Annotated in this window: 22 protein-coding genes and 1 pseudogene; 4 read left to right on the top strand and 19 right to left on the bottom strand. The window is 66.9% G+C overall.

Going from position 1 to position 22,669, the window contains the following annotated elements; all coding sequences use genetic code 11:
• Positions 1-170 precede the first annotated feature (170 nt).
• Positions 171-821, top strand: a complete 651-nt coding sequence (locus tag V3W46_RS17310) for a TetR/AcrR family transcriptional regulator (RefSeq protein WP_331784387.1) — start codon at positions 171-173, stop codon at positions 819-821.
• Entirely contained in the window at positions 818-2,011 is a 1,194-nt protein-coding gene (locus V3W46_RS17305; protein WP_331784386.1) for a GDSL-type esterase/lipase family protein, read from the top strand. The genes V3W46_RS17310 and V3W46_RS17305 overlap by 4 nt, the downstream gene beginning before the upstream one ends.
• A 24-nt stretch (positions 2,012-2,035) precedes the next feature.
• Here V3W46_RS17305 and purU read toward each other — a convergent pair whose 3' ends face one another.
• The 18 genes from purU to V3W46_RS17215 all read right to left on the bottom strand — a co-directional run bounded on the left by purU (position 2,036) and on the right by V3W46_RS17215 (position 21,244).
• Positions 2,036-2,908: a formyltetrahydrofolate deformylase gene (gene purU, locus V3W46_RS17300; protein WP_331784385.1), complete on the bottom strand. Its 873-nt coding sequence runs from the start codon at positions 2,906-2,908 to the stop codon at positions 2,036-2,038.
• Positions 2,909-2,996: 88 nt separating this feature from the next.
• On the bottom strand, positions 2,997-3,872 hold the full coding sequence (locus V3W46_RS17295; protein ID WP_331784384.1) for a methylenetetrahydrofolate reductase: 876 nt from the start codon (positions 3,870-3,872) through the stop codon (positions 2,997-2,999).
• Positions 3,873-3,894: 22 nt separating this feature from the next.
• A complete protein-coding gene (locus V3W46_RS17290; protein ID WP_331784383.1) occupies positions 3,895-5,271 on the bottom strand; it encodes an aminomethyl transferase family protein in 1,377 nt (458 codons plus the stop codon).
• Between the two features lie 12 nt (positions 5,272-5,283).
• A complete protein-coding gene (locus tag V3W46_RS17285; RefSeq protein ID WP_331784382.1) occupies positions 5,284-7,236 on the bottom strand; it encodes a 3-hydroxyisobutyryl-CoA hydrolase in 1,953 nt (650 codons plus the stop codon).
• Positions 7,237-7,252: 16 nt separating this feature from the next.
• Positions 7,253-8,413 (bottom strand): iron-containing alcohol dehydrogenase, encoded by a 1,161-nt coding sequence (locus tag V3W46_RS17280; protein WP_331784381.1) that lies wholly within the window; start codon positions 8,411-8,413, stop codon positions 7,253-7,255.
• 99 nt (positions 8,414-8,512) lie between these two features.
• Positions 8,513-9,190, bottom strand: coding sequence for a flavin reductase family protein (locus V3W46_RS17275; RefSeq protein ID WP_331784380.1), 678 nt, complete (start codon positions 9,188-9,190; stop codon positions 8,513-8,515).
• A 4-nt stretch (positions 9,191-9,194) separates the two neighbouring features.
• A complete protein-coding gene (locus V3W46_RS17270; protein ID WP_331784379.1) occupies positions 9,195-10,376 on the bottom strand; it encodes a thiolase domain-containing protein in 1,182 nt (393 codons plus the stop codon).
• Entirely contained in the window at positions 10,373-11,035 is a 663-nt protein-coding gene (locus V3W46_RS17265) for a CoA transferase subunit B (protein WP_331784447.1), read from the bottom strand. The genes V3W46_RS17270 and V3W46_RS17265 overlap by 4 nt, the downstream gene beginning before the upstream one ends.
• Before the next feature lies 1 nt (position 11,036).
• On the bottom strand, positions 11,037-11,774 hold the full coding sequence (locus V3W46_RS17260; protein WP_331784378.1) for a CoA transferase subunit A: 738 nt from the start codon (positions 11,772-11,774) through the stop codon (positions 11,037-11,039).
• Positions 11,771-12,712, bottom strand: a complete 942-nt coding sequence (locus tag V3W46_RS17255; RefSeq protein ID WP_331784377.1) for an MBL fold metallo-hydrolase — start codon at positions 12,710-12,712, stop codon at positions 11,771-11,773. Before V3W46_RS17255 ends, V3W46_RS17260 begins: the two co-directional genes overlap by 4 nt.
• Complete coding sequence (locus V3W46_RS17250) at positions 12,709-13,497, bottom strand: fumarylacetoacetate hydrolase family protein (protein WP_331784376.1); 789 nt, start codon at positions 13,495-13,497, stop codon at positions 12,709-12,711. Before V3W46_RS17250 ends, V3W46_RS17255 begins: the two co-directional genes overlap by 4 nt.
• 233 nt (positions 13,498-13,730) lie before the next feature.
• Positions 13,731-14,924 (bottom strand): serine hydrolase domain-containing protein, encoded by a 1,194-nt coding sequence (locus V3W46_RS17245; RefSeq protein WP_331784375.1) that lies wholly within the window; start codon positions 14,922-14,924, stop codon positions 13,731-13,733.
• Positions 14,921-15,985 (bottom strand): ABC transporter permease, encoded by a 1,065-nt coding sequence (locus V3W46_RS17240; protein WP_331784374.1) that lies wholly within the window; start codon positions 15,983-15,985, stop codon positions 14,921-14,923. Before V3W46_RS17240 ends, V3W46_RS17245 begins: the two co-directional genes overlap by 4 nt.
• A complete protein-coding gene (locus V3W46_RS17235) occupies positions 15,985-17,508 on the bottom strand; it encodes a sugar ABC transporter ATP-binding protein (protein WP_331784373.1) in 1,524 nt (507 codons plus the stop codon). The genes V3W46_RS17240 and V3W46_RS17235 overlap by 1 nt, the downstream gene beginning before the upstream one ends.
• Positions 17,505-18,629, bottom strand: coding sequence for a sugar ABC transporter substrate-binding protein (locus V3W46_RS17230; RefSeq protein WP_331784372.1), 1,125 nt, complete (start codon positions 18,627-18,629; stop codon positions 17,505-17,507). The genes V3W46_RS17235 and V3W46_RS17230 overlap by 4 nt, the downstream gene beginning before the upstream one ends.
• Before the next feature lie 83 nt (positions 18,630-18,712).
• Entirely contained in the window at positions 18,713-19,582 is an 870-nt protein-coding gene (locus V3W46_RS17225) for an NmrA family NAD(P)-binding protein (protein ID WP_331784371.1), read from the bottom strand.
• A gap of 105 nt (positions 19,583-19,687) precedes the next feature.
• Positions 19,688-20,305 (bottom strand): TetR/AcrR family transcriptional regulator, encoded by a 618-nt coding sequence (locus V3W46_RS17220; RefSeq protein ID WP_331784370.1) that lies wholly within the window; start codon positions 20,303-20,305, stop codon positions 19,688-19,690.
• A gap of 66 nt (positions 20,306-20,371) precedes the next feature.
• A complete protein-coding gene (locus tag V3W46_RS17215) occupies positions 20,372-21,244 on the bottom strand; it encodes an oxidoreductase (RefSeq protein WP_331784369.1) in 873 nt (290 codons plus the stop codon).
• A 104-nt stretch (positions 21,245-21,348) separates the two neighbouring features.
• Between V3W46_RS17215 and V3W46_RS17210 the strand changes: the two genes are divergently transcribed.
• The gene (locus V3W46_RS17210) at positions 21,349-22,221 is read left to right on the top strand and encodes a helix-turn-helix transcriptional regulator (RefSeq protein WP_331784368.1); all 873 of its coding nucleotides are present in this window, start codon (positions 21,349-21,351) and stop codon (positions 22,219-22,221) included.
• Positions 22,222-22,268: 47 nt separating this feature from the next.
• On the opposite strand, the pseudogene V3W46_RS17205 reads toward V3W46_RS17210, so the two are convergent.
• Positions 22,269-22,382, bottom strand: a pseudogene (locus V3W46_RS17205) (CGNR zinc finger domain-containing protein); the annotation flags it as partial.
• 13 nt (positions 22,383-22,395) lie between these two features.
• Here V3W46_RS17205 and V3W46_RS17200 point away from each other — a divergent pair.
• Complete coding sequence (locus tag V3W46_RS17200; protein ID WP_331784367.1) at positions 22,396-22,656, top strand: hypothetical protein; 261 nt, start codon at positions 22,396-22,398, stop codon at positions 22,654-22,656.
• Positions 22,657-22,669 lie beyond the last annotated feature (13 nt).

Raw genomic sequence — 22,669 nt, 5'->3', positions numbered from 1 at the left:
AACAGCGCACACTGCCGAGCGCGGCCTCATTCGGCCACTCAGAACTGCCAGAATCGGCCGATCTTGCCATTCCGAGAAATGCGATGGTTCTTCTCGCGGTTCGGTGCCGCTGCAGCTGGGCGCTTGCCGACTGTGTATCGGTTTCTGCCTACAGCATGTAGGTTTGAGGCATGGCACGGATGAATCTGAACCGGCGAGCGGTGCTCGCGGCAGCGGCCGAGCTGGCCGACAGAGACGGCTACGACGCTGTCACTGTGTCAGAACTCGCCCGTCACCTGGGCGTTCAGCCGGCGAGCCTGTACTCGCACGTTCGCGACCGCGCGGCCGTGCTCGAGGGCATCCACGAGCTTGCGCTCGGCGAACTGGCCGACCGCCTCGGTACCGAGATCGCCGGGCGTTCCGGTCGCGAGGCGCTCGTCGGTCTCGTTCGCGCCTACCGCGACTTCGCCCGCGAACGACCGGGCCGCTGGGCGGCGCTGCAGACCCCCGCGGGGCCGTCGACCGTCGAGTCTGCGGATGCCCGGCGCCTCGTCGCTCTGACTTGGGCCGTGTTCCGGGGCTACCACCTCGACGAGGGCGAACTCGTGCACGCGACCCGGCTGGTCGGCGCAACCATCAACGGCTTTCTCGCGCTCGAGCGCGTCGGCGCCTTCGATCACCGCAGCCCCGACTCCGACGTGTCGTGGCAGCGGGCGATCGACGTGCTCGACGGCGCCCTCGCGTCATGGCCAGGAGACGTCACCGAGGCAGCCGAGGCAGCCGAGGCAGTCACCGAAGCAGCCGAAGCAATCGCCGAAGCAGAAAGAGAACCGCACGCATGATCACCACCCCCCTCACCCTCGGCCTCGTCTCCGGCGCCGCCGAACTCGAGCCGACCGACCGCGGCGTGCGCCCGCACCGCCTTCCCACCTGGATTCGGCAGCAGTTCCCCGACCCGCAGTTGCTGGGCGCCGAGGCCCAGCCCTCCGGCGTGCGCATCGCCTTCGTCACGGCGGCCACCCGCATCGAGCTCGTCACCCACCCCACCCGGGTCGTCTACGTCGGCACCGACCGGCCACGCGGCGCAATCGACGCCTACGTCGACGGCCGACTCGCCCTGCGAGACGTGCTCACGGGCGGCGACGCGATGCAGCTCGACCTGCAGACCGGGTCGGCCATACCCGTCTCCGGTGCGTCGCACACCACCGTGCTCGCCGGGCTGCCCGCCCACGAGAAGCGAATCGAGCTGTGGCTGCCCCACAACGAGACGGTCGAGGTCGTCGCGTTGAACTCCGACGCCGCGCTCGGCGAGGTGCCCGATCATCCGCGGCTCTGGATGCACCACGGCAGCTCGATCAGCCACGGCTCGAACGCCGCAGCCCCCAGCGAGATCTGGCCCGCCGTCGCCGCACGCCTCGGCGGTGTCGAGCTGCGCAACCTCGGGCTCGGCGGCAGCGCCGTGGTCGACCCGTTTCTCGCCCGCGTCATGCGCGATGCCCCGGCCGACCTCATCAGCGTCAAGCTCGGCATCAACGTGGTGAATTTCGACGCGATGCGCCTGCGCGCCTTCGTGCCGGCCGTGCACGGCTTTCTCGACACCATCCGCGACGGGCATCCGACCACACCGCTGGTGCTGATCTCGCCGATCTTCTGCGGCATCCACGAGCACACTCCCGGCCCGGGCGGCATCGACCCGGCGAGCCTCGGCACGCCGCAGGTGAAGTTCCTCGCCACCGGTACCCCGGGCGACGAGAGCCAGGGGCGCCTCACGCTGGGCGTCATCCGCCGCGAACTGCGCTCGCTCGCCGAGCGCCGGTCGGCCGATGCCCACCTGCACTTCCTCGACGGCACCGAGCTCTACGGCGAGGCCGACTCGGTCGACCTGCCCCTGCCCGACGACCTGCACCCCGACCCGGCCACCCACCGCCTCATCGGCGAGCGGTTCGCCGCGTACGCCTTCGGCGCCGGCGGGCCGTTCGGCGGGGCGGCAACCGGGCAGGCCGAGCCGTTCAGCGGGCCGACCGGGGCCTGAGTCTCAGCAAGCCCGGTGCCCGTCTCAGAAGACGATCGTCTGGTTGCCGTATCGAATGACGCGGTCTTCGGCATGCCACCGCACCGCCCGGGCAAGCACCGCCCGCTCGACCTCGGCACCGCGGGTCTGCAGGTCGGCGGCTGACTGTGAGTGATCGACCCGGGTCACATCCTGTTCGATGATGGGCCCCTCGTCGAGATCAGCCGTCACATAGTGGCTGGTGGCGCCGATCAGCTTCACCCCGCGCTCTTTGGCCTTCTTGTAGGGCCCCGCCCCGATGAAGGCCGGCAGAAACGAGTGGTGGATGTTGATGACCGGCACACCGACCCGCTCGATGAACGACTCCGACAAAATCTGCATGTAGCGAGCGAGCACGATGAAGTCGACGTTGCCTGTGAGCAGTTCGAGAATGCGCTCCTCTGCTGCGGTCTTGTCGGCGCCCTGCGACGGAACGTGGAAGAACGGCACGCCGAACGAACGCACGTCGTCTGCAGTGGTGGTGTGGTTCGAGATGACCATCGGAATGGTGACGGGCAGCTCACCGCGGCGGTGCTGCCACAACAGCTCGAGCAGGCAGTGGTCAGAGGTCGAGGCCAGAATCGCCATACGTTTCGGTGTCGACTGCTCGCTGAGATGCCACGACATCTCGTATGGTTCCAGCGTCTTCTGAAGCTCTGCTTCGATGCCGGGCCGGGCCGCCGTCAGCCCCGGCCTGTGGAACACGACCCGCTGGAAGAACGCGCCCCCATTCGCGTCGTCGGAGTACTGGTCGAGACTGGCGATGTTGCCCCCGGTGCGAGAGATGACGCCGGCCACCGCCGCCACCAGTCCCGGCTGGTCGGGGCCGTGCACGATGAGGCAGGCACGGTCGTCGAGGGTGGTGTTCTGACCTGTCATCTCTGTTGCTCCTCCGGCACATCATTTCTGTCTTCACTCGAGGGCCACCCGACGGCGGCCCTGCGTCGGCCCACGCCGCCCGCGCCGCTCACGATTGCGCTGCGACGTAGTCGCGCGCCCACTGCGACGTCGCGAGCAGCCCGCCGAACGTGTAGAAGTGCAGCTTCACATCGCCGGCTGACGGGTCTGCGGCTACTCGGCCAGACAGATCGGTCACGAACCGATCGGGTCCGGCCGTTCCCATCAGGTTGCCGAGCGAGAACCCGTACTTCTTCACAATGGTTGCATTGGCGCCGATGCCGAATCGGCGTGCGAAGCCGAGCAGCCGCCGAATACCGGCGGGCCCCGGCGTGCCGATGCGAATCGTACTGTCGATGTCGCGAGCGCGAACCGACGCTATCCAGTCGATCACGGGGTCGGTGTCGAAGGCGAACTGCGTCAGGATCACCGCAGAGAGACCTTGCTCGCGCAGTTCAGCGGTCTTGTCCTCGAGGTGGCGCCACAGGGTGTCGGTGCTGATGTCGGGATGCCCTTCCGGGTACCCCGCGACCGACACCTGCCTTACACCGAACTGCTGCAAGACGCCGGTTCGGATGACCGTGAGCGTGTCTGCGTAAGGTCCCTCGGGTTCTGCGGGGTCGCCGCCGACGACGAATACCGAATCAGCGGCTCCCACTTCCTGGAGCCGGCTGAGGAACTCCTCGAGCTGCCGCCTCGAACCGAGTCGGCGAGCCGAGATGTGCGGTACCGGAACGAAGCCCAACCGCCTCACCAGGGCCGCGGCATCCACTCTCAACTGGAGGTCTTCGTTGCCCAGAAAGGTGACGTTGATGCGGGTGCCGGGCGGAATCACGTCGCGCGCCGCATGCAATGCGCCGACGTCTTTGCCTGTCATCTCGAGCGAGAAGTGCGCCACCAGGTCTCGGGCCGCTTGCCGGTCGGGCGCGGGGGTGCTGTGTGCCATTGAGGTTTTCGTCTCTCTGTCGTCAGACCAGCGGGCGCGTCGACACTGTCGCCCGTACCGTCGTCTGTACATGGGGCAGTGTGAACGGATTCGATGCGCCGCCATCGCCTTGCCCCCACACCACTGTGACCTCGGTGCCGTCGACCGCGAGCGATTCGTCGAGCATCGTGAGCGAGACGAAATCACCGAGGTTGACGGTGTACACCACATACATCGAGAGACCGACGGATGCACCGGCCTGATCGAGCACCGCGTCGTAGTGGTAGTTGCGATAGCTCATCGGAAGGTCGATGATGCGCGGCCGCGATCTCTCTTCGGCGAACAGGGAGTCGCGCATGACGCGCATCACATCCTCCTGGTTCCACACCAGCCATACTTTCTGTCGTTTGGGCCGCTCCTGCAGCCGTTCGAGGGCATCGCGGCCGACGAAGTCGTGGTCGTACGCGATGAAGCGGCCGTACCCGAGCGCCCACGGCGTCGCGTAGTAGTCGGCGATGTCGTCGGAGGTGAAGCTGCCCTGCATCGACGGGTTCGCCTGCTGGTCGGCGGCCGAGAGCCACTCCCGGTAGGGCCGCATTGCCTCCCCGGAGTAGATTGCGGGCACGGGGCGGGCGATCCAGCCCGATTCGGCCGCCGACGACGGGTAGGCTCGCGAGCCGCCGAGGCGCAGATCGAACGGCTTGCCCGCCGCGATCAGGGCGGCGAGAACCTCGGGTCCGTCTTCTGCCGGGCCGAACAGCTCCAATCCCGTCAGCTCGTCGCCCGGAACACCGGCCATCGTGTGGTTGAGGGCATGAACGCGACGCCCAGCGATCGTCATCTCACCGATGCGGAAGAAACCAATACTGTCGATGCTCCCCTTTGCCGCAGCCTCGATCACCTTCCGCGTCAGTGGACCGTTCAACTGGTAACGAAAGTACGTGCGGTCGCTCAGCCGCGGTGAAGCCGGGTCGAGCGTGATGGCGACGTCGTAGTCGCCTGCCTCGATCTGGAACATCAGCCACTTCGCAATGTGGCCGTCGGCGTTGCCGACCAGGTCGTAGCGGTCGTCGGCCAGCGCGAACAGTACGGCGTCACCGATGACCATGCCGTCGGGGTTGCACGCGACGTATTGCTTCGCTCGTCCCGCGCCGAAGGTGGCCATGCTGTTGACGCCGAAGTCGCTGAACAGCCGCTTTACGTCGGGACCCTCGAAGAACACATCGGTCATGATGTGCGACTGGTCGAAGAGCGTCACGCCGTCGCGCCAGGCGCGCTGCTCGTCTGGCCAGCCGGTGTACTCGGCCGGAAACGGGAACGGGGTGCGCGTGAAGGGGCGATTGCGGTAGAGCAGCGCAGGGTTTCCCACCTCGCGCAGCTTGTCCTCCATACTGTCGGCGTGCACTGTGTTCGATTGCATTGGCTTTTCTTCCTATCGTGCGGGGTTGTCGAGAGATGGAACGAGGCCACGCTCTGCTGCGATGGCCCGAAGAACGTCGATGGTTCGCTGGCCGGCTGACGGCAGCACCTGCAGCGCAACGTGGTCGGCGCCCGCCGCCAGGTGTTCGTCGATGCGACGACCCAACTGACTGGCGTCGCCCGTCGCTACCACCGCGTCGACGAGTCGGCCGCTGCCGCCGTTCTCGAGATCTTCATCTGTGAAGCCGGCCCGGATGAACACGCTCGTGTAGTTGGGCAGGTCGAGGTAGCGCGACAGAAAGGTGCGTGCCACGGCCCGGGCCGCCCCGGGCCCGGTCTCGAGCACCACCGTCAGCTCGGGCATGAGGGCTGGCCCCTCGCCAAGAGCATCGCGGGCGAAGCGGGTGTGCGCCACCGGGCCGAGGTACGGAATGGAGCCGAGCGTGCGCCTGCCGGCCAGACGCAGGGAGAGCGGCCCGAGCGCCGAGAGCAGAATGCGGTCGTGCGGCACCGGGTCGTTCTGTTCGTCGAGAGCGGCGAGGTACTCCCGAGACTTCACCAGCGGCTTCTCGTAGGTCTCGTCGGTATTCTGTTCGACCACCCGGGCGTGGCTCGGCCCCACCCCGAGATAGAAGCGCCGCGGGTGCCGCGACTCGAACTCGTTCGTCGCCGCCGTCGCCGCGGCAGGTGATTCGCTGTACATGTTCGCGATCGATGTGCCGACCACGATCCTCTCGGTTGCGTCGAGAACGGCTGCCACCTGCTCGAACACGCCAGGCGTTCCGCCACCGGCGATCCACACCGTTCCGAAGCCGAGGCCCTCCGCCGTGCGCGCGACGTCGATGAGCTCGTCGGGTGGCATCCGGCGCGTCAGCCAGACTCCGACCGAGCCGAAGATCTCGGCGGGCTCACAACGTCCGGAGCCGCCGGATACCCGGCCCGTGGTGCTCCAGAGCACCTCCCCTTCGGCCGACATGCCCCGGTAGCGCGAGGCGCCCCAGACCGGAGCGCGGTCTTTGTCGACGAGCGCAGCTCGCACCCCCTCGATGAAATCCGGGCTCCGAGTAACGTGGTGGCCGGCCTCCCGCTCTGCCCGCAGGCAGTCGTGCAGCGAGCGCTGGCTGCCCCACAACAGCAGGTCGAGGGTGAGAGCGAGGCTCTGCGGCGAGCGCCTATTCAGGGCCTCGTGGGTCTCGGCCGCCCATACGCCGCCCTCGGTATCGAGGCGCTCGATGATCTGTTCGATGCTCGTAGCCGAGAACACCTCGTCGATCGCTCGACGCCGCTCGGTGAGGGCGGATGCCCGCTCCGGCGCTGAGGCGAACCGCCGTAGTACGGCCTCCACCGGCCCGGCCTCATCGTCGGCGAGCGCAGTCACGAGGGCCGCGAGGTCTTTGGAGCGCACGCGGTGGGTGGCGAGGCCGACCGCGACGGCGTCGACGTCGTCTAGTCGCACGCCGGTCAGCCCGAGGTAGGTGCCCAACGCTCCAGGCAGCCTTGACAGGAAGTACGACGCCCCCACATCCGGAAAGAATCCGATCATCGTCTCAGGCATGGCGAGCACGGCCCGCTCGGTGACAACGCGGAAGGCTCCGTGAATCGAAAGCCCGAGGCCGCCGCCCATGCAGACACCGTCGATGAGGGCCACGACCGGCACTGGATAGGTGGCCAGCAGTTCGTCGACGCGGTACTCGGTCTCGAAGAACTCGTCGCTCGCCGCAGTGGCGTCATCGAGGCTGTTCTGCCGGATCTGCCTGATGTCGCCGCCCGCAGAGAACACCCCGCCGGTCGAGCTCTCGATCACGACGACGCGCGGAGGCTCCGGGCGCCAGCCCTCGAGCAGGTCGCGGATGCGGCGCACCATCGGCAGGGTGAGGGCGTTCAGGGCTCGCGGCCTGTCGAGCACGATTCGCGCGAGGCCTCCTTCGCGCAGGCCGTAAACGCAGTCGGGCGTTACCTCGTTCATGAGTGCGGTGTTCCATTCATCGGAAGATGGCGGTGTAGATCGAGGCGACGTCGTCGGGCGTCGGTACGCGCGGGTTGTTGTTCGGCGAACCCGATGCGAGCGCCTGTTCCACCATGACCGGAATGGCACGCTGCCAGGCCTCCTCGGCGATGCCGAAGGACTCGGGGGTCGGTACGGCCAGGTCGCGGCAGAGCGCCTCGAGCTCATCGACGAGCATCCTGGCCGCCTCTGCGTCGCCGTCGGCAGCCGAGGCGCAGCCCAGCGCCCGGGCGCAGTCGGCGTAGCGCGACTCTGCCGCGGGAATAGAGAACCTCGTCACCGCCGCGAAGAGCATCGCGTTCGACAGGCCATGAGCGACGTGGAAGTGAGCGCCGATAGGGCGGCTCATGCCGTGCACGAGGGCGACACTCGAGTTCGAGAAGGCGATGCCGGCCTGCGTAGCCGCGAGCATCATCGCCTCGCGCGCATCACGGTCGGCGCCGTCGGCGTAGACCCGCCGCAGATGCCTGCCGATCGCCGAGATGGCGGTGAGCGCGAGCCCGTCGGAGAATCCGTTCGCCCGGTGGCTCACATAGGCCTCGACCGCGTGGGTCAGAGCGTCGACTCCCGTGTCTGCGGTGAGGCGGGCCGGCATCGACAGTGTCAGCTCGAAGTCGATGACCGCCGCAGCCGGCAGGAAGGCGGGCCCGGTGCAGAGCATCTTCTCTTCAGAGGCCGTGTCGGTGATGATGGTGAACTGGGTGGCCTCGGAGCCGCTGCCGGCGGTCGTGGGAATCGCGACGATGGGCAGCGCTACGCCGTCGTTGCGCCGTGGGGCTCTGTAGTCGCTCATCTCGCCCCCCTGCACGGCGAGCAGGGCGATCGCCTTAGCGGTGTCGATCGGGCTGCCGCCGCCGAAGCCGATCACGAGGTCGGCGCCGTGCTCGGCGACCGCTGTCACGCCGCTTCGCAGAGAGTCGGTCGTCGGGTCAGGAACGGTCTCGGGCCACAGTGCCAGCTGCAGGCCCGCCCCGACCATCCGGTCGATCAACCCGCCGGCAGATCCGTTGCCGTTCAAGAACGAGTCGGTCACGAGGAGGGGCCGCTGTACGCCGAGTGACGCGATCAGCTCACCGATGTCGTGACGAGCGCCACCTCCGATGATCATCTGACGGGGCTGAGCGACGGTGAAAACCACGGGGAATCTCCTGGGTGGGCTGAAGACGGAAGGTCGGTCCTAGACGAGCGGGCAGGTGGTGGGTCGGGCGGGTGGTGGTGGGATAAGCGAGGCGGCCGGTCAGGCACCCTCGCGCTCGGTATAGAGGGTGTGCTGCAGGCCGCGGAACGTGCTCACCGAGCCGATGCCCGCGTACCGAGGGCCGGCTACCCGGCCTAGTGGCTGCAGGGCGGCGGTGTCGATCTTTCCATTGTCGAGCAGCCCCTCCCTGACATGCACGACCTTCACCTCCCCGACGATCAACTCGGTCTTCGTGCGGCCGAATCCGATCGATTGCACGTATTCGCATTCCATCGCGACAGCTACGTCGGCCAGGCGCGGCACGTCGATCGACTGGCTCGGGATGGTCGTCAGCCCGAGCTGCTCGACCTCGCTCACCTCGTGCGCCAGCTCTTCAGAGCTGCGGTGAACGAGTTCGGCTTGCGACACATGCGGCGAATTGATCACGAACTGGCCGGTGCGCAGGATGTTGCGTGCGGTGTCTTTCAGAACCGCACCCCGCCGACCGATCGAGACGCCGATCAGCATCGGGTCGTTGGCCAGAATGACGAACGCGCTGAACGGCGCAAGATTGACCCCGCCGTCTTCGCTGCGTGTCGTGATCCAGGCGATCGGCCGCGGCACGACGATGCCCGTCGAGAGCCGGTACACCTCGCGCTCCGTCAGGTCGGAGGTGACGATGGTCTCGTAGCTTCCCCTGGTCAGAGCTCCGTCGCGTGTCTCGTCGCTGTCACTCATAGATTCAACCCGCTCTCAGAACGCTGACATAATTCGCGATTCCCAGCCCGCCCATGTTGTGAACGGCGGCGATACTCGCGTTCGGCACTTGCATGCCACCCGCGGTACCCGTCAACTGCATGGCGGCGAGCACGTGCTGGCTCACCCCGGTGGCGCCCACCGGATGCCCCTTCGACTTCAATCCACCCGACGGATTCACGGGCATCCGCCCGTCGCGGTAGACGGTTCCGTCATCGAGCAGCCGGCAGCCCTGGCCCTGCGGCGCGAGGCCGAGCGTCTCGTAGAGCGCGAGCTCGGCGATCGTGAAGCAGTCGTGAAGTTCGACGAACGACAAGTCAGCCACCTCGACCTCGGCCATGCCGAGCGCACGGTCCCAGGCCAGCCTGCTGGCGGCGAAGGCGACCCGGTCACGCTTGGTTTCGGGAAAGAAGTCGGTCGCCTGCCCGATTCCGAGAAAGCGAACGGATTCGTGAGTACTGCTGTGCGGCACGGACCCCGCCGAGAGCACCAGCGCAGCTGCGCCGTCCGACACCGGTGAGCAGTCGGTTCGGCGCAGCATGCCCGCGACCAGCGGGTTCGCGGCCGACACGGTTCGGCAGAACTCCACGTCGAGGTCTTTACGCAGGTGAGCGTAGGGGTTCGCCCGGGCGTTCTGGTGGCTTTTCGCTGCGATGCGGGCGAGCGTGTCACCAGGATCGCCGTACCGCTCGCCGTACTCGTCGGCAACGAGGGCGAAACGGCCGGCGAATCCGGTCTCATAGGGAGTGCCGGCCATCTCGTAGTCGGCCCCGATGAGTGCCTCGCGCACCCCCTCGGTACCGGCCTGGGTCATCTTCTCCACGCCGACGACGAGCACGTTGCGCGCGACTCCGGCCCTCAGTGCCAGGATGCCCTGCTGAACGGCAGCGGCACCCGAGGCGCAGGCGTTCTCGACGCGGGTGGCGGGAACGCCCCACAGCTCGTCGGACGCCTGCAGTGGCAAAGACGAGCCGAAGGTGAGCGGGTGCATCCCGGCGTTGTACTGCCCGTAGTAGATGGCGTCGATGTCTGTGGCATCGACCTCTGCAGAGGCCAGGGCGTTACGGGTCACCTCGACGACAAGCTCTTCGAGTGTCGAGGGCAGCTTGCCGAAGGCCGAGTGGGCCCAGCCGGTGATGTGTACATCTGTCAGTGACGAGGAGGTCACGGAAGGAGTTCCTTTACTTTCGTGGTCGGCAGCGCCACGCGGAACGGCGCCGCCGTGAGTCGTTCAACGTCGTCAAGGTCGACACCGGGCGCAAGCTCGGTCAGCACGAGGCCGTGGTCGTCGACGGTGAAGTCGGCTCGGTCGGTGATGATGCGGTGGATGACCCGCTGGCCGGTGAGCGGCAGAGTGCAGGTGTCGACGATCTTCGGGCTGCCGTCTTTGGCGACATGGTCGGTCAGCACGAGCAGGCGCTTTGCCCCCACTACGAGATCCATAGCGCCCCCCATTCCTTTGACGAGCTTGCCGGGAATGGTCCAGTTGGCCAGGTCGCCAAGGGCCGACACCTGCATCGCTCCGAGGATGGCGACATCGATGTGGCCGCCGCGAATCATGCCGAATGAGGCAGCGGAGTCGAAGAAGCTCGCGCCCGGCACGGCCGTGACGGTCTGCTTGCCGGCGTTGATCAGGTCGGCATCCTCGTCGCCCTCAAAGGGAAATGGCCCCATGCCGAGCAGCCCGTTCTCGCTGTGCAGCGTGACCGTGATGCCCTCAGGCAGGTGGTCGACGACCAGGGTCGGGATACCGATGCCGAGGTTCACGTAGGCGCCGTCGAACAGTTCGCCGGCTGCGCGGGCGGCCATCTCGTCTCGGGTCCACATCTCAGTCACCACTTTCGACAGTAGGCCGAACGCGCACGGTTCGGTGCTCGATCTCGGGTTCGCGCGGCATCGCCTCGACAACGTAGTCGACGAAGATTCCCGGGGTGCCGACGGTGTCGGGGTCAAGGTACTGCGCCTCGCAGTGATCGACCTCGGCGAACGTCACTCGGCCCGCCGTGGCGACGACCGGATTGAAGTTGCGTGCCGTCTTGCGGTACACGAGGTTGCCTGCGGGGTCGGCACGGTGCGCCTTGACGAGCGCGATGTCGGCCACAATGCCCCGCTCGAGAAGGTAGGTGTGCCCATCGAACTGCTCGTGCGGCTTGCCTTCGGCCACCACCGTGCCCACACCCGTGCGGGTGTAGAACCCGGCGATGCCTGCGCCCCCGGCACGCAGCCGCTCGGCCAGCGTGCCCTGGGGCACGAAGTCGATGTCGAGTTCACCGTCGAGGTACTTGCGCGCCACGGTCTTGTTCTCACCGACGTACGACGCGATCATCTTGGCGACCTGGCCGTTCTCGATGAGCCGGCCCAGGCCCTTGCCGTCGGTTCCGACATTGTTGGCAATGAGCGTGAGACCTGTGACACCCGAATCGTGGACCGCCTCGAGCAGCCCGAACGGGCTGCCGCTCAGCCCGAAGCCGCCCACAGCCACGGTGGCACCGTCAGTCAGCACGGCTCTGAGTTCGTCGGCGATCGACGACCTGATCTTGCGGCTCTGCCGCTGCAACACGCTCATACCTTCGTATGGATGGGCGACCCGAGAAAGGTCATGACGTCGATGAAGGCCGCAGCGCGGTCGGCCCGGGTACCAGCGGCCTCGGCGTAGGCGCTGTGCAGGTTGAGCACGAAGCGCTCGGGGTCGAGCCAGCCTGCGAACTCGCCCAGATCGGTCGATTGGGCGACCTCCAGCGGGGTCGCGTGGTCGGCAAGCCCCCTCGCCGCCGCAGCCAACACGAAGTCGTAATACCGGCGATGCTCAGCGAGCACCTCGGCGATGCGACTCGAGTCGATCACCTCGCCGTGTCCGGGAACGATCGTCTCGGCATCGAACGCGGCGATCCACTCGAGCACGCGGATCGCGCCAGTCGGCGCTCCGGCGAGGATCATCGGCGTGTGCCCGGGGAACAGCAGGTCACCGACGAAGAGCACCCGAACATCCGGTACCCAGGCGACGAGGTCGCCCCCGGTGTGTGCTACATAGCCCGGGTGATGCAGCTCGACGTGACGGCCGCCCAGGTGCACGGCTGCGTCAGAGTCGACGGTCAGGTCGGGCACGCGCTTGGTCAGGTCACCGAAGTCGGGCTTCGGCTCCCAGTACGGCGGAAAAGTCTCGAGGGTGTGCTCGGCCAGCAGCCCCTCACGCATGCGGTGATGGCCGATGACGGAGGTGCCTGCTGGCAGAAGTGAGTTGCCGAACGTGTGGTCACCGTGGTGGTGCGTATTCACTGCGTACTGCAGCGGCCTGCCGCCGCTCGCGGCTGCCGATGCGGTCAGCAGCTCGCGCGTGCGGCGTTCTGTTGTGCAGGTGTCAACCAGCAGGGCCGAATCATCGCCGACCACGAGGCCGGCATTGTTGATCCACCAGGTACCGTCTTGCTGAATGAACGCGTACACGCCCGCGGCCACCTCGGTGAAGCTGCTCGGGCCTGACTCCCGCTCGTGCGACGCGCTCATGCTCGGCGCCAGTCGGTCGGCGCGGTGCCGGTCACGATGCGGCTGGTGATGTCACCGAGGGGGCCCGCCGAAAGGCGAACGTCGTCTCCACCCGTGAGCCAGCCGCGGAAGTCGGCATCGGCGCTGCGCTCGAGCAGGCATCCGGTGGGCACGGTACCGACGGCGATCACGTCGCCGGCGACGAGTTCGGCGCCGAGTGAGGCGTAGGCCACGATCTCTTCGAAGGTCCAGTCCATGCCGGTGTAACGCGCATTCTCGTCGGTGACGAGCTCGCCGTTGACTTTCGCGCTGACTGCGATGTCGAGGCCGTCGGGGAGGCGGATCGACGCCGCGTCGCTCGCCGAGAGAATCCACGGGCCGAGTGAAATAGCGGCGTCTTTGCCTTTGCCGAGGCCGATCTGCATCGTGCGCTCCTGCGCTTGGATGTCTCGTGCGCTCCAGTCGCAGAACAGCACATACCCGGCGATCGCGTCGGCCGCCTCGGTGGCCGTGAGGTCGCTGCCGCCCCTCCCGATAACGGCAGCGATCTCGAGCTCGAAGTCGAATGCTCCGCTGCCCGCCGGAATGGCGATGTCGTCGGTGGCCGACCGCAGGGAGTTCGGGTTGGCGAAGTAAAACCCGGGCCGCTCATGCCACACCGGCAGCAACGGCGCGACCTCGCCGCGGCTGCGCCGGGTGTTACGAATGTGCTGGAAGAATCCGACACAGTCACGCAGGCTGGCCGGGGTGGGCACGGGGGCGAGAAGCCGCCAGTCGGTGAGGTCGGCCGGTTCTGTATCGGTCACCGAGGCTTCATCGAGACGGGCGAGTGCAGCAAGAGCCTCTGCAAAGCTCCACGTCTGTGGCAACAGATGAAGGCGGTCATCGTGGAGCAAGGCGAAGCGAGGCGCCTGCGACGAGTCGGTCGGCGGTACTCGCCGTTCTGCTCGAACAAGTTTCATGTTGTAGTCCGTTCTACAATCGAGGAGTAATTTACACTCCAATGTAAATAATGCAGATGAGCCTGGCATGTGTCAAGTCAGCCGGAGAAGCGCGCGTAGACTGCGCGTTCGAATTCGTCGAAACGCTCCATGACACGAGGTTCGACGAATGGAAGCGATTGCGTCATGTACACGGCAGCAAGATCGCTGGCGGGGTCGAGCCAGTAGTGGCTGTTGAAGATGCCCGCCCAGGCAAGCGATCCGGCGGCGCGGCGCCCTTCGATCGCCTGCTCATTACGCAGGAACCCGGCCGTCCAGGTCTTTCGCGTTCCGGCGAGAAAGTCGATGTCGTGAGACCAGCCGTGGTCGCTCGACACGATCGGCGAGACGCTCACGCCCTCGGGCATCTGGTTCTGCAGCATCCGTTGCACGGCCCGTTCGCTGAGCACGCGACGGCCGTCGAGTTCACCGCCGTTCAGAATCATGCGCAGAAAACGAAGGTAGTCGCCCGCCGTGCCATAGAGGCAGATGCCGAGACCGTAGAACTCCGGATGGGGTGGCGGCGCCACGTCGGCCACGACGAAATCGCCGTCGGCCGAGCGCCAGCGCAGATCGGGGATGCGTTCGCGGCGGTCGTCGGGTTCGAAGACCGTGTCGATCATCCCGAGCGGTTCGAACAGCTCCTCGCGGCAGAACTGGTCGATGCGGCGACCATCGATGCGCTCGATCATGAGGCCCACCCAATCGAGGCCGACGCCGTAGGCGAACCCGGTGCCCGGCTCGAAGATGTGCGGGTACCTGAGCAGCACCTCCATCGACGAGACCGCCACGACGGGATGCCCGGTGAAATCGCGATACGCCGTCATGCGTTCATCCATGCCTTCGTAGGCAAGTCCCGACGTGTGGGTGAGCAGGTGCCGCAGCGTGCAGACCTCGCGTGGGGCGCGCAGTACCGGCCCGCTCGGCCCCATTGATTCGAGCAGCGGCAGCTGCCCGAACTCCGGCAGCACCGACACCACTGGCGTGTCGAGCGAGAGCAAACCGCGGTCGACGAGGATCATCGCCGCGGCCGCACCGATGGCCTTCGTCTGCGAGTAGATGCGGAACACGGCGTCGGTCTGAACGGGCTCGGTGCCATTCCCGTTGCCCGCGCGGCCCTGCCACACGATACCGGCGCTGTTCGCTACCATGGCCACCACGAACGGAACGTCGTCGTGCGCCACTGCCTCGGCCAGCAGCTCGTCGAGTGTCGATGCGGCCGCCTCGTCTCGTGCCACGCTCACGGCTGTCATGAAGGCCGATCGGCCGTTTCGAGCACGGGTTCGAGCTCGACCGTAGATGAGCTGTCACCGCCCGACGCGACTGCTGCCCCTCCACCGCGCGATCTGACCCGCCGCGATGTCGAACGACGACGGCTCTGCGCCGAGATCGCGACGCCGACAGCGAGAATCAGGGCCGCGCCGTTGAACAGGTACGAGACCCAGAGCTGCCCGCCGGCCAACTGCAACCCCTTCACTCCCGTCGCCAGCACGAAGAGGGCGATGATGGTGCCCCAGATGTTGAATCGACCCGGTTTGATCTGGGTCGAACCGAGATAGACAGCCGCGAACAGCGGCAGCAGGTACGCCGGGCCAGAGTTCGGCGCAGCCGACCCGACGGTCGAGACGAGCATCAGCCCAGCCAGGCTTCCAAGGGTGCTCGAGATGACCAGCCCGACCACCACCGCCTGACCGGTGTTCGTGCCTGCCAGGCGTGCGGCATCTGCACCGGCCCCCGTCGCCGTCATCCTGCGACCTAGGGGGGTGTGCTCGAGCACGTACCAGGTGACCAGCGCGATGACGATCAGCACGATGAACGAGATCGGGATGCCGGCGGGTGCCCCACGGGTGAGATCGGTGAACGACGTCGGAAGCGGGGTGATGAACTGCCCGTTGGTGATGAACAGGTCGAAGGCCGCGAGAATCGAACTCATACCGAGGGTCGCGACGACGCTCGGTATGCGGAAGCGCACCACGAGAAGCCCGTTCACAAGTCCGACGATGACCCCCATGAGCAGCACAAGCACGATCGACAGCGTGGGCGAGAGGTTGAATCGCACCATCAGCGCCGCTGCCAGCGTGGAACTCAGCCCGAGCACTGCGGCGATCGAGAGATCGAAAGCACCCACCGCGAGCGCGCAGACGAGACCGAGCGCGGCCACGCCTGTGATCGCCTGGTTGCTCGCAATGTTCTGGGCGGTCGTGACAGTGGGAAAGGTGTGCGGCAGCCAGATCGAATACACGACGACGAAGACCACGAACACATAGATTCCGCTGTAGCGCTCGACTCCGAGCCGTGAGACTAGCCGGTTCATTACTTGCCCTCCTTGATTAGCGCGCGTTCGATGCTGTGCTCGAGAATCGCCTCAGACGTGAGCCGATCCCCGGTGAGCGTGATCGCCGCCAGACCGTCGCGCATCACAATGACGCGGTCGCAGATCGCGGCCAGCTCGTCGTTGTCGGTCGAGGCGACGAGCACGCTCGCTCCGTCGTGTGCGGCGTCGCGGATGGCGCCGTAGATCGCAACTTTGGCCTGGATGTCGACGCCTTGGGTGGGCTCGTCCATCAGAAAGACCTTCGACTTGCAGCGCAACCACCGGGTGATGAGCGCGCGCTGCTGGTTTCCGCCGCTGAGCGTAGCCAGCGGCCGCTCCGGGTCGCCCGGCACGACGCCCAGCTTCTTGAGCCAGTCGCCGACCTCGCGGCTCTCGGCCCGGGTGCTCAACCAGAACCCGGGCCCGGTGCTGATTCCCGGCAGCGTCACATTCTCTCTGACCGTCAGTTCCGGTATCGACCCGAGACCCTTCCGGTCGGCGGGCAGCAGGGCGAGGCCGGCGGCGATCGAGCGCTTCGGGCTGTCGGCAGGCACGATGGCGTCGCTGACGCGCACGGTGCCCTCGTCGCGGCTCTGCATGCCGAAGACCAGATCGGTCACTGCCTCGCGACCCGACCCGGTGAGACCGGCGATGCCAACGATCTCGCGCTCTCGAACCTGCAGCGAGAGGTGGCGAACGGATGCGCCGCGAATGTTCTCGACGGTCAGCACCGCATTCTCCAGCGGCTGGGGCACCTCAGGATAGATATTGCCGAGCGACCGTCCGATGATCATGGCGACGAGCCCGTCGTGATCCATTCCCGCCACCGCGCGTGACCCCGTCACCCGGCCGTCTCGCAGCACCGTCACGGTGTCGGCGAGCTGAAAGACCTCACTGAGCCGGTGCGTCACATAGAGAATCGACGTGCCCCGGTCGCGCAGCTGACGCACCAGCGAAGAGACGTATTCGACTTCGTGGCTCGGCAGTGACGCGGTCGGTTCATCGAGCACCACCATGCCGCCGCCCTGCACGCCGTCGCGTACCGCGCGCACGATAGCCACCATCGTGCGATCGGCCTGGCCCAGGGTGCGCAGGGGCGCCTTTGCGTCGACACTCACACCCCACTCGTCGAGCAGCTGCTGTGCGGCGGCGGTCTCCCGGCGGTCGCTGATCCAACCCTTCGACCGGTAGCTGCCTCCCAGCGCGAGATTGTCGGTGACACTCAGGTCGGCGATCAGCGCCAGATCCTGATGGATGAAGCGGATCCCCGCGGCGTGGGCTGCCGCAGCGCTACCGAGCTCGAGCGGCTGCCCATCCATCGCCGCCGTGGCACCCGGGTCGGGCTGGTGGTAGCCGGCCAGAACCTTGATCAGCGTCGACTTGCCCGAACCGTTCTGGCCGAGCAGCGCGTGCACCTCGCCGGCAGCCACCGTCAGCGACGCGTCTTCGAGGGCCCGCTGGCCGGGGAAGGTCTTCGACAGACCTTCCACGACCAGCCGCGGCGGTGCTAACTCAGAGGTCACTTGACGCCCCAGGCCGCCTCGAACGGCGCCTGGTAGTCGGGAACGCTGTACGGAACCGTGAGATCTGACGGCAGATCGTCTTTGGTGATCAGCCGGGTCAGCCCCAGGGGGTACTGGTCGGTGATCGGCGTACCGGTCAGCTGACGCAGCAGCATGTCGATCGAGCGCCAGCCCGACTCGAAGAGCTCTGCAGTGAAGGCCGAAGCCATGCCACCACTCTGTACGTCGGCGAGATTCGTCGGGGTCGCGGCGCGTGTCGTGAGCTTGACCTGGTTCTGGAGCCCCGACGTCTGGATGGCAGCCGGCACGCCGGTGGCGAGGTCACCCAGACCGAATGCCACGTACTTCGTGTCGGGGTTCGCCTGAAGGTAACTGACGATCTGCTGCGCGAGCGCCGGGCCGATCTGCGAAGCACTCACCTCGAGCACGTCGACATGGCAGGCCGAGCAGTTCTTCGCCATGGCCTCCTGATAACCGGGCAGCGCGCTGGCCAGCGCCGGAATGGAGGGGTCGTAGACGAACACCGAATTCACCGGAGCCGCAGCATCTTCGATCACCCAGTTCGCCTCGGTGCCGCCCTGGCGTTTGATGTCGTCAGTGCTGGCGACGACACCGATCAGATGGCCGCCGACGGGGTCGGGTGACGTCGACGAGACGATCGGAACGTTTGCCTTCTCCGTCTGGGCGGCGATCGATGAGTACGGCAACACCGGGCTCGAGTTGACGACGCCCTCGCCGGGGTTCTGCGCGATCTGGTTCCAGGCATCCTGGTAGCCCGCCGTCGTCGAGTCGCTCGAGACGACGTTCACATTCCAGCCGAGAGCGGTCGCCGCGTCTTTCACGCCGATGCCCACGTTCGTGCAGACTGCCAGGGCGCACGCGAGGTAGTCGATGGTCTGGTTCTTGGGAATCGTTCCGGTGATGGGCGGCACGTCGATTGTCGAAGACTCGTTGATGACCGTGTCGAGGTCGGTTTTCGCCTGTGCCACGTCGACGCCGGAAGCCGACGATGTGGAGCCGGCGCTGGTGCCGTCGGTGCCTGCGCACCCGGCCATGATCAGCGTGGCGGCGATGAGCATCGAGCCCAGTGCCGGGTAACGAATGGTCTTTCCAAAGCTCATGGTTCCTCCTCATTGAGGGTCGTATTTACACTGCAATGTAAATAATGCGGTTCGAGCGTGTCCGTGTCAAGTGGTGGATGCCGTCAGTCTGTGCGAGTGCCCGCTCCAGCCCCGAGCATCTCGCGGGCCACAACCTCCGCGAACGAGGTAGGGGCGCGCCCCAGCAGAGCGGCCGTCGTGCTGTTCGAGCCCAACAGTCCGTGCGCGCCATACTCTCGGCACATCAGCGCGTACTCCTCTCGCTGCCGCGGCCCCCACGTCGGCGGGAGAGGCAGCGAGCCGGGGTCGACGTGAACGACGTCGCGCTCTTCGCCCAGAACGCGGTTCATCGTCTGGGCCAGCTCGCGCAGGCTCTGCACTTCGGTACCGACGATCTCGTAGCCCCCGAAGACGTGTCGATCATCCGCCAGAACGGCGCCCACACACGCCGCGACGTCGCGAACGTCGACCACGGCGAACCGGGCATCCGGGTCATACGGCACACTGATCAGCCCCTCGGCAGATCGTTGCCTCACCCGCAACACGGTCTGCGCGTACATAGCGGGCTGCAGGATGCTCCACGCGAGCCGCGACGCTCGAACTGCGACCTCCGACTGCGCCTTTCGCAGGTGGTGGGGCATCGAGGGCGTGAAGGAATGCAGCACCGATTGGTAGACGAAACGATCAACACCTGCGGCCTCGGCCGCGGCCAGCGCGGCGGATACCCATCGCGGTTCTGCCTCCTGGTACGACGGGGCCACGAAGAACACCTCGCGCACGCCGCTCATGGCCGCCGTCAGCGCTTCAGCATCGTCATAGTCGCCCACGACGACGCTCTCAGCGCCCCGCGCGACTGCCGCCTCTCGCCGCGCCTCCCGATGCACCAGGGCACGCACCGGGAACCCCTGCTCAGCGAGAAAGGCCACAACCGTGTCGCCGGTGATACCTCCCACGCCGCATACGAGTGTCGTCATGCTCAGACCTCCTCCGTTCGGCGGTCGACCTGAGCGACCACATATTTACACTAGGATGTAAATTAGTTGTACCGTCTGTGCCGAAGCGGTGTCAACGCCAAACGTTCAGACGGTGCGCAGCCCCGCCAGAACCACGTCGAGAAAGTGGGTGAAGGCCGTGTTCAGGTCGAACGGGGGCACGTCATCCGGCCCCTTGCACCAGTCGTAGAGCAGCCCGAAGTAGCTGCTGTACAGCACGGTCGCCATCCGCTCGACATCGACGTTCCTCGAGATCTCGCCGCGATCGACGGCGTCGCGCAGAAACCCCTGGAAGACATCCATAAGCTCGTGGGGGTCGGCGTCGAACGGACCACCCTGTTCTCGCCAGCCCAGCGACATGCTGATCGTGAGAGCCCGTTGCTCGGCGTTGATCGAAGCCAGCTCGGCGAAATAGTGCCGCAGTACCACCTCGAGCTTCGGATCGGCCATCAGTACAGGCGACAGGGCCGCCAGCACCTGCTGCCGCCGGCGGCTTCCCCACTCGCCGATGAAGTCACGCTTGCGTGGAAAGTGGTTGAACGCCGTCTTGCGAACGACGTCTGCCCGGTCGGCGATCTCATCCATCGACGTTCCGACGTAGCCCGACTCGAGAAAGAGCTCACACGCTGCGTCGTACAGCCGGTCGTGCACGTCGTGCCAGCGACGCTGGCGCCGATCGGGCGCAGCGGTCGAGTAGACGGTCATAGATCTCCCCAGCTCGTGGCGTGTGATCTCCAAACCCTATTCCATACCTACACCTCAGTAGAAGTTTCACGCGCCCGCGATGGCGCTGAGCTCGGCGAAGTCGGTGTCTGACAGCACCAGCCCAGCGCCCGCGACATTCTCGCGCAGGTGTGCGACCGACGACGTGCCCGCAATCAGCAGGATGTTCGGCGAGCGCCGCAACAGCCAGGCCAGTGCGACCGCCGCAGGCGTCGCCTCGAGTCTGGTCGCCACCGCGCTCAGCACGTCGGATTGCAGCGGAGAGAACCCGCCGAGCGGAAAGAACGGCACATACGCGACGCCGTCGGCCGCGAGCGCGTCGATCAGCTCGTCGTCGTACCGGTTCGCCAGGTTGTAGAAGTTCTGCACGCTGACGATCGGGGCGATCGACCGTGCCTCGGCGACCTGGTCGGGCAGCATGTTGCTGACACCGAGGTGGCGAATCAGTCCCTCGCCCTGCAGCTCGACCAGCGTCGTGAAGGCCTCTTCGACCGAGCCGGCGACCGGTCCCATCGGGCCGCCGGCGCGCAGGTTCACCATGTCGAGCACGTCGAGCCCGAGGCCCGTCAGATTCGAGTGAACGGATGCCCGCAGCTGCGCCGGTGAGCGCGCCGGGGGCCAGCCGCCCTCAGCGTCACGCAGCGCGCCCACCTTCGTGATGACGTGCAGCGACCGGGCGTAGGGATGCAGCGCCTCCCTGATGAGGGCATTCGTCACGTGCGGGCCGTAGGCGTCGCTGGTGTCGATGTGCGTGATGCCGAGCGAGACCGCCTCGCGCAGCACTCGGAGTGCTTCGGCGTGGTCGGCGGGCGGCCCCATCACGCCGGGGCCGGCCAGCTGCATCGCACCGTAACCGAATCGGGTGACCACGAGGTCTGGCGCGAGCGCGAAGGTTCCGCCGGGAAGTGATGTGTCTGTCATGCGGCAAGACTGCGCCGTCGGGCGGCCGGCCCGGCAGTGCCCCGGGCATCCTGGGATCAGCAGCCCCAGTCAGCACCCCGGGCATCCGGAGTACCGTGAAGACCATGACCACCGACAACCGCATCGGCGCCTACCTGAGGGCCAGGCGTGAGCTCGTGCGCCCCGAAGACATCGGGCTGCCGACGCTCGGGCAACGGCGGGTGGCCGGCCTGCGACGCGAAGAAGTGGCGCTGCTGGCGGGAATCAGCTCTGACTACTACCTGCGACTCGAACAGGGGCGCGACCACAACCCCTCTGTGCAGGTGCTCGAGTCGCTGGCGCGGGTGCTGCGACTCGACGAGACCGCCACGGCGTATCTCATCGGATTGGCTGCGCCGCAGACCGCCCGCCGGGTGCGGCGCCGGCGCACGCAGACCGTGCCGCCGGGCATCCTGCACCTGCTCGACACCCTGAGCGTGCCGGCGTTCGTCGAGGGCCGGTACTTCGACGTGCTGGCGGCGAACGACCTGGCGCTCGCGTTCTCGCCCAACCTTCAGGTGGGCGTGAACCGCCTGCGCGCCATCTTTCTCGACCCGGCCGAACAGGCGCTCTGCCCGAACTACGAGCTGGCTATGGCGCATATGGTCGCGGCGTTCCGGCAGTCGGTGGGCGCCGACACCGACGACCCGCGCTTCGTCGAGCTCGTCGGCGAGCTCTCGATCGCCAGCGAGAGCTTTCGCCGGCTGTGGGCACGGCATGATGTTCAGGTGCGCGAAGGGTCAGAGACTCCGATGCACCACCCGCTCGTGGGCGACCTGACGCTGCACAAGGAGCGTCTTGCGATCGGGGGCGACGATGGGCTGGTGCTGGTCGTCTACCACGCCGCACCCGGCACCGGCAGCGCCGAGAAGCTTGCTTTGCTCGCGTCGCTCGCAGCACCCGTGTCTGCGCCCGACCCTGCGCCCGCGTCTGCGCCCACGCCGGCCCGCCGGGCCTGAAAACGCCGCGCCTTCATGCGGTTGCCGCACGAGGCCATCGAGCACCACCGGGCCGTGTTCGGCTTGCTGTGGTCGATCAAGAACTTGTTGCACTCCGGGTTGCCGCAGGTGCGCAGCCGGCCGGGCAGGTCGGTGTGCACAGGTGACCACTCGAGCACCATCTCGGCGAGCGGCGTGTCGATCTGCCGGGCCGACCAGCGCCCAGCTCACACCGCCGTCGTCGATCGACGGATGCTCGGCGAAACCCTTCAGGTACGAACCCAGAATCGACGGCTCGGCCTCATTGCGGATGACGCGGTGCAGGTCGTCGCGAAGTCGGCACAGCGCGCCGTCGTCGAGCGTCTCGGTGATGACGCCGTCGATGACGGGGGCGCTGTTCAGCAGACGCATCACCGCTATTCGAGAGTCGAGGGTCTCGACGTGTTCTACCCATGACCACCGCCCTCAT

This window comes from Subtercola sp. YIM 133946 (genome assembly GCF_036553535.1).
Lineage (GTDB): Bacteria > Actinomycetota > Actinomycetes > Actinomycetales > Microbacteriaceae > Subtercola.
The sequence above is the reverse complement of the archived record's forward strand: the minus strand, read 5'-3'. Positions and strand labels throughout refer to the sequence as shown.